The organism is Mesorhizobium sp. M0598, assembly GCF_040320865.1.
Taxonomy (GTDB): Bacteria; Pseudomonadota; Alphaproteobacteria; order Rhizobiales; family Rhizobiaceae; genus Mesorhizobium.
Genome location: NZ_JAMYQL010000075.1, coordinates 1 through 6131, shown reverse-complemented (window position 1 = coordinate 6131; position 6131 = coordinate 1). Strand labels below are relative to the sequence as shown.

The 6131-nt window shown below is 61.1% G+C and carries 2 protein-coding genes and 3 pseudogenes; 1 reads left to right on the top strand and 4 read right to left on the bottom strand.

Annotated elements, in window-relative coordinates; translation table 11 throughout:
• Positions 1–86 precede the first annotated feature (86 nt).
• From NKI59_RS34445 to NKI59_RS34435, 3 genes and pseudogenes are all read right to left on the bottom strand, one after another.
• Positions 87–625 (bottom strand): annotated as a pseudogene (locus NKI59_RS34445) (recombinase family protein).
• Positions 626–633: 8 nt separating this feature from the next.
• A complete protein-coding gene (locus NKI59_RS34440; protein ID WP_352708990.1) occupies positions 634–1608 on the bottom strand; it encodes a hypothetical protein in 975 nt (324 codons plus the stop codon).
• Between the two features lie 375 nt (positions 1609–1983).
• Positions 1984–2452 (bottom strand): annotated as a pseudogene (locus NKI59_RS34435) (IS6 family transposase); the annotation flags it as partial.
• Positions 2453–2611: 159 nt separating this feature from the next.
• Here NKI59_RS34435 and NKI59_RS34430 point away from each other — a divergent pair.
• A pseudogene (locus tag NKI59_RS34430) lies at positions 2612–3201 on the top strand (IS66 family transposase); the annotation flags it as partial.
• A 424-nt stretch (positions 3202–3625) separates the two neighbouring features.
• On the opposite strand, the gene NKI59_RS34425 reads toward NKI59_RS34430, so the two are convergent.
• The gene (locus NKI59_RS34425) at positions 3626–6115 is read right to left on the bottom strand and encodes a shikimate kinase (RefSeq protein ID WP_352708988.1); all 2490 of its coding nucleotides are present in this window, start codon (positions 6113–6115) and stop codon (positions 3626–3628) included.
• Between the last annotated feature and the right edge of the window lie 16 nt (positions 6116–6131).

The following is a 6131-nucleotide window of genomic DNA, read 5'->3' as shown; positions in this document are numbered from 1 at the left end:
ACTGTCAGAATCTCACATTAACTGCAGCGAGCCAAGCGCGAATCTCAAATTCTCAATTTAAGTACAAGGCTAAGGGCTTGCAATCATTAGGCGAGAAGTCTCACCTTTAAATACAGCGCGACACTTGAATGTTCGGCACACGGACGCCTTGCTGGCGCCGGCTTCCAGCGCCGCCAGAATCTGTTTGACTTTTTCGGTGTCGATCGTCGGGGGCCTGCCGCCCTTCCCACCGCGCCGCCGAGCCGCAGCCAGGCCAGCATTGACCGTTCCGTGATCAGCGCTCTTTCATATTCGGCAAGCGTGCCAAACAGGTTGAACAGGAATGCGCCGTGCGAATTCGTCGTATCGATCGCTTCCGTCAAAGAGCGGAAGGCGACCCCGCGTGACTTCAGATCCTCAAGAATCCGGATCAGGTGGGAGAGTGACCGGCCCAGACGGTCGAGCTTCCAAACGACCAGCACGTCACCTTCGCACAATTCTGCAAGGCAAGCCTTCAGCCCCGGCCGATCGTCGCGCGCGCCGAAGCGCGATCCTGATGTAGGTGACGCTGATCGACCCCGGCTGCGAGCAGGGCGTCGCGCTGCAAGGCAACCGACTGGCGCTCATCACTACTTGATACCCGCATGTATCCGATCAACGTATACGACAACCTCCCTCCTGACGAGAACGTTCATCGAGCCCCCTAGTGGCGTTCGGCGTGACTTGTTGCGAGAGCGCCTCGAGCTCCGCGGCTTGCTGCCTGATAGAGTTCTGCGTGCGCGGATCGTCCACGTCATTGCGCTCGAGGGCGATACGGGCAACCATGCCGGCGTTGATGTCGCGCTGCGCGGCTAGCTGTTTCATAAAGTTCTGCGCGTACGGATCGTTCACCTCATTGCGCTCGATGGCGGTAGGGGCAACCATGCCGGCGTCGATGTCGCGCCTCGCGGCTGCCCATCTGATGATGTTCTGCCAGTCCGGATCGTCCACCGCATTGCGCTCGATGGCGGTAGGGGCAACCATGCCGGCGTTGATGTCGCGCTGCGCGGCTTCCTGTTTCATGAGGTCCAGCGTACCCGGATGGTCCACGTCATTGAGCACCATGGCGACACGGGTATCCGTGCCGATGTTGATGTGACGCAGCGCGGCTAGGCTTCTGATAATGTCCTGCGCGCCCGGATCGTCCACCTCATTGCGCTCGATGGCGGTACGGGCAACCATGCCGGGATTGGCGTTGATGTCGCGCTGCGCGGCTAGGCTTCTGATTAGGTGCTGCGCGCCCGGATCGGTCACGCCATGATAGGTGATGACGTCATTTGCAGTTCTAGTCCCAGCTGGGTTACGCGCGTCAATCTCGGCATTTTCGGAACGAGCGGATTGTGTTTCGTGCTGAAGCGTTCTGAATTCAGACCGAATTGTCTGATCGCTCTCAATAACTGCTCGGAACCTCTGATTGGTGCTGCGCAACGCATTGATTTCATAGAAAGCTGCGACCCTGTCGGTTTGATTGGCTGCCTGCCTGAATACCTCTGTCAGCATCTCATGTGGCAGATTGTCGATGTTGAAAGGGGCTGTTGCGCCGGGCGCATCGAAATCCACCATTGAAGTCTCTTGCTCTGGCTCGATCATCGGTCATCTCCACTTTGGGACTGTCCCCCACGGCGCATTAGATGTTCATACAGAAGGCTTGCATTGTGAAAATACTACCTCGCGTACGGTACCCGGTAAATGGATATTGCGTTTCATTTGTCATAGCGTACGCGCGATTTCTGGATTTCTGAGTAAGATGATGCGTCCGCGTGAATTTTGCGCGTCTGAAAGCCGATCTGGATTTCAGCAAGAAGAGCGCGATCGCGATCTAAGCGCCGAATGGTGCAATGAAGTCGTCACTAGCAAAAACGTTCCAAGACATCGCTGATGGGGAAAACAGTGGTGACCGGATCTTCAAAGGGTTTTGTTGCAACGGCTGAATAGGGGCACAGAGAGGCCCTGATGCGAGGTCAATCAGGCGGCGAGGATTTCGAACTGCTCGGCCAAGGACGGATTCGGATTTGAAGGCGTACCTCGCCTGTCGCTTGCGCATCATGTGAATCATTTCGATGCCGGTCAGGATGGTGGCTGCGGTGGCCGTCGATTTGAAGCCGAGCATCAGCCGGATACGGCGCTTGATGCGCCGATGGTCCTGTTCGATCCGGTTATTCAGGTATCTACTCTTGCGGATCCGGATCGGCTTCAGCCGGCGCCGGGAGCGATCCTGCAAGCGATTTGTGGTGTCGCAGGAAACGATCGCCTCCCGATTGGTCTGGCTACCGTCGATGACGACGCGATCCGGTCGGCCATGACGCTCCAGCGCCTTTCTGAAGAAGCGTTTGGCCGACGGCAGGTCGCGCTGCTCGCTGAAATAGAATTCGACGGTGTCGCCGACACTGTCGATGGCGCGATAGAGATACATCCACTGGCCACGGACCTTGAGTGCATGCTGCGTTTCCAAGAACTAACCGGATGGGATTGGAGTGCACCCTTGTGAGACAGAGTGTCGACAAGGTCTTTTCGGATTCTGCCGGGGTGAGAGAGTCGAGTGCTTTGGCGTCGGCGTCATCTGCTGCGTTTGGAGCGCGTGGCGGGCGAGGAGCTCGATGCAGAGAATGCCGACCTCAAGGCGCGCGTTGCTTCCTGGAGCAGCAGCTCTTTGGGCCGAAATCGGGGAAGATGACGGCGATCGACCCGACGCAGGCGACGCTCGATCTTGGCGATCTCAGCGACGTTCCAGAGGCGGCCGTGGCTCAAGGGCCAAAGCAGGAGCGGCGATCGCCGTCACGCAACATCGGCCGTTTGCCCAAGCACTTCCCACGGTAGGAAGAGCTCGTCGAGCCGGAGAGCAAGATTTGCCCGTGCTGCTCGTTCGAGCTTCATTGCGTCGGCACGGACGTGAGTGAGGCGCTCGACATCGTGCCCGCGGTTGTCCGGGTAAAGCAGACGATCCGGCCGCGCTATGCATGCCGGCCTGTAAAGCGTCATTGTGCAAGCGCCCGCGCCGGCGCGTGATGGACGGCGGCATGGTGACCACGGCCTTTGCAACCCATGTCGCCGTTTCGAAGTTTTCCTGGCATCTGCCGCTGCATCGCCAGGCGCAGATGCTTGCCTCCTGCGGCGTGATCATCGATCGCGGCAGCTTGGCGCCTGGGTGACGCGGGTCGCCTGGTGCTCGAGCTTCTCTACGATTGGCGGCTTGCGCCACCGCAATGTCGCGCTAGGCAACAACGACATCACGTTCAGCCTGTAACATCTCACGCTCGGAAAGCAGCGCCAGATAGGCGCTCGCAAGGTCCGCAGGAAGATCCACAGGCTTCGAAGTCATGAAGCCATTCGACACGCCAGCAAAGGCGGCATTTGTCTTTGCGACGCATCGCGAGTCATGGCTGCACCCGCCCATTGACGATAGCGCCTCGCCCCTGGCGACCTGGACTGTCGGCGAAGCGAAGTGAGTGCCATGTGCCTTGAACGCGTCCTTCAGCAGAGCATGGCGCGCGGCGCCTTGTTAGCGTGAGACTTCAGTCCTATTCCAAACCGCTTGCACGCTCATATTTCACTGGAATGACCAAGAGAGCATCGACGATAATCATTCTACTGCTAGTCCTCGTCAGGCTTATCGCCCCCGGTTTGAGCGTTCTCTGCTTCTCGAGGAAGACGCCAATTCCGCTCGTGCGTTACTGCCGGTAGCCCGGCGCTCCGTCGGCCCAACGCCAGGGTGCGGGACGACACCAGACGAAGAGGCGACTTCCCGCACCGGCGCGGGGTGATGATCGTCGCGCATGCGCTGTGCTGTCGGAGGCAAGTCGATGGCAGAGCCGGAAGCACCGGAGACATCTGATATCTCGGCAGCGGGCGTCAGGGCGGCTTCTCTCTCCCTGCTGCACAGGAAAGCGTAGAGCTCCTTCACGCAAGTGCCGGCGTTCTTCTTGTCTTTTTTAAAGGGCGGGACCACCCTGATATCGGCCTGTTGGTAGTCTGGCCCGCGCTCTTCTAACATGTTTTCGAGCTGCTGCTTTTTGTCGGGGCCTTGCAGCAGCGGCCGGCCGGTGTCGCCCGTGAGGCGCTCTTGCAGGTCGAGGCGCCTGCCGATCTCTTGCAGGTCGGTATTGAGCCAGATCGACACCGCCTTCTCGCGGATCAGGTCTCGATTGTGCTGCTTGACAAAGGCGCCGCCGCCGGTTGCGATGACCATGGGCCCTTTCTTCAGCTGTTCGGCGAGCTCTCTAGCCTCCAGCTCCCTGAAGTACGGCTGGCCATGGCGCTCGAACATATCCTTAATATTGCCGCGCTGGGTGACGATAAGCTTATCGATGTCGACAAACTCCACCCCCAGCTCCTTGGCAAGCTGGGGGCCGATGGTCGACTTGCCGCTCGCCGGCATGCCGACGAGCACCACCGGCCGCGTGCCGAGGGCCGCGACGATCTCGCCGGCTTGCGGCGAGCGAGCGGCCGCCTGTTTTCTTGGCCGTTCGGCGGTGGGCAACCTGGAGACCCCTGCCGCCCTCGACCTGCTATGTCCTGACGAGCCCCATTGGGATATTTCCAGGGCACCAGGGGGAATGGCGACCTGCATGCATCTGTCCTGCACACGCTGCACGAGCTCGTCGACCTTTTGCGGAACGTCCGGCCCGGGGTGCCGCCGCAGCCGGTCAATCTGCTTGTAGAGGTCGTGGTTGGCGAGTTTGGTCAGGTAGGTGGCCGGCGTATGGAACTGGACCTCGAAGCGATAGTCCTGCGAGGTGCTGAACACCGTTCTGATGGCGAGGAACTGCGGCGTGCTCATCTTGAACCAGTTGGTGGTCTCCACTTCGCTGCAGTCCCGCTCCTGGAAGGCCAGTGTGGCCGTCTTGAAGGCGCGCGTAAAAGCCGCCTCCGGGATCTCGAAGACATGGCGCACGGCATTGGGGACCAGTTGGGCCTCCGGCGCCGCGCTCACGCTCTGGCCGGTGAGCTCGTCGGCCATCGAGTCCAGCCCGCGCAACCGTTGGTCAAGATGCGGCATGTTTACCTCGAAGCCGGCCTGCCGCAAAAACTCGGCAACCGCATGCGCGGTTGCGGTGATCGTTCTTTCTTGCGCTTCGGCGCGGGCGGCTTCGAGCCTGGCGCGCTCCAGGGCCTGCTCGCGGCTCAGCGTGATCGTGCTGGCGGGGTCGTCGTCTAAGAGGCTGGGCAGGATGCGCTGTTCGGCGGCGAGCATGATCGAGGCCTCCATGACCGAGGCCGCCAGCGTGGGGTTGTCCTTCAGATCCGCCAGGCTGCCATCGACGTCGAACCGGCCCTGGTGGAGCGTTGCCGCCAGCTCCTTGACATAGGGCACCGACTTCCAGCCCGGGGTCTGCATCAGGAGCCGCTGCAGCTCGGCGCTTTTTTTCATGAACAGCCGCGCACCGGTATCGGACTTGTAGGCGTCCGTGCCGACCTTGATGCCGACGCTCAACAGATTGATGGCGCTTTCACGCAGATCGTCCGGGTTGTAGCCGTCGGGCCGCGGATCGATGCGGGGCTTGTAGTGGCCGAGCAGGAAATCGATGCGCTCCCTGGCGTCAGCGGTTGCCGGACAGGATTCGCTGAGTTCCGGGAAGAGCACGCCGGCGTCGGCGCTGACGGCAGGCTTCGCGCCGGTTGAGGCCACGGATCGCGCCAACTGCTGCTTGACGTCCGACTGCTCATGAGCCGGCTCGCTGTTGAGCTGCTGGTTCCAGGCCTGGAGCTCGGCCACCAGCAAGGCGGCCAGTTCGCGGGCCACCGGATGCCTGGCGGCCTTGCTGTCTTCCCCCGCCCTGGCGATGAGCTCATGGAGGGTCTGGCCATCCGGCCGATCTTCGTGCAACAGGGCGCGGATGTCGGCCTTGAGCTCATGATGAATGCCCTCGTAGGTGCCGAAGATGGCACGCTCGGCAAACCAGCGTTGCGCCTCCAGCGGCTGCCCCAGCACGTTGCGCTGCAGGTAGCTGTAGGTCCCCAGCACCAACTGGGTGGCCGACAAGATCTGCCTGGACCGGCTGAACTGGTAGCTGCCGTTCTCAATGGCCGGCGTGTGCGACTTCGGCGGCTTCATCGAGGCAATGCCGCGCGCCTGCAGCTGCGCGTCGAACTGGCGCACATGCTCGTAAAGGCGA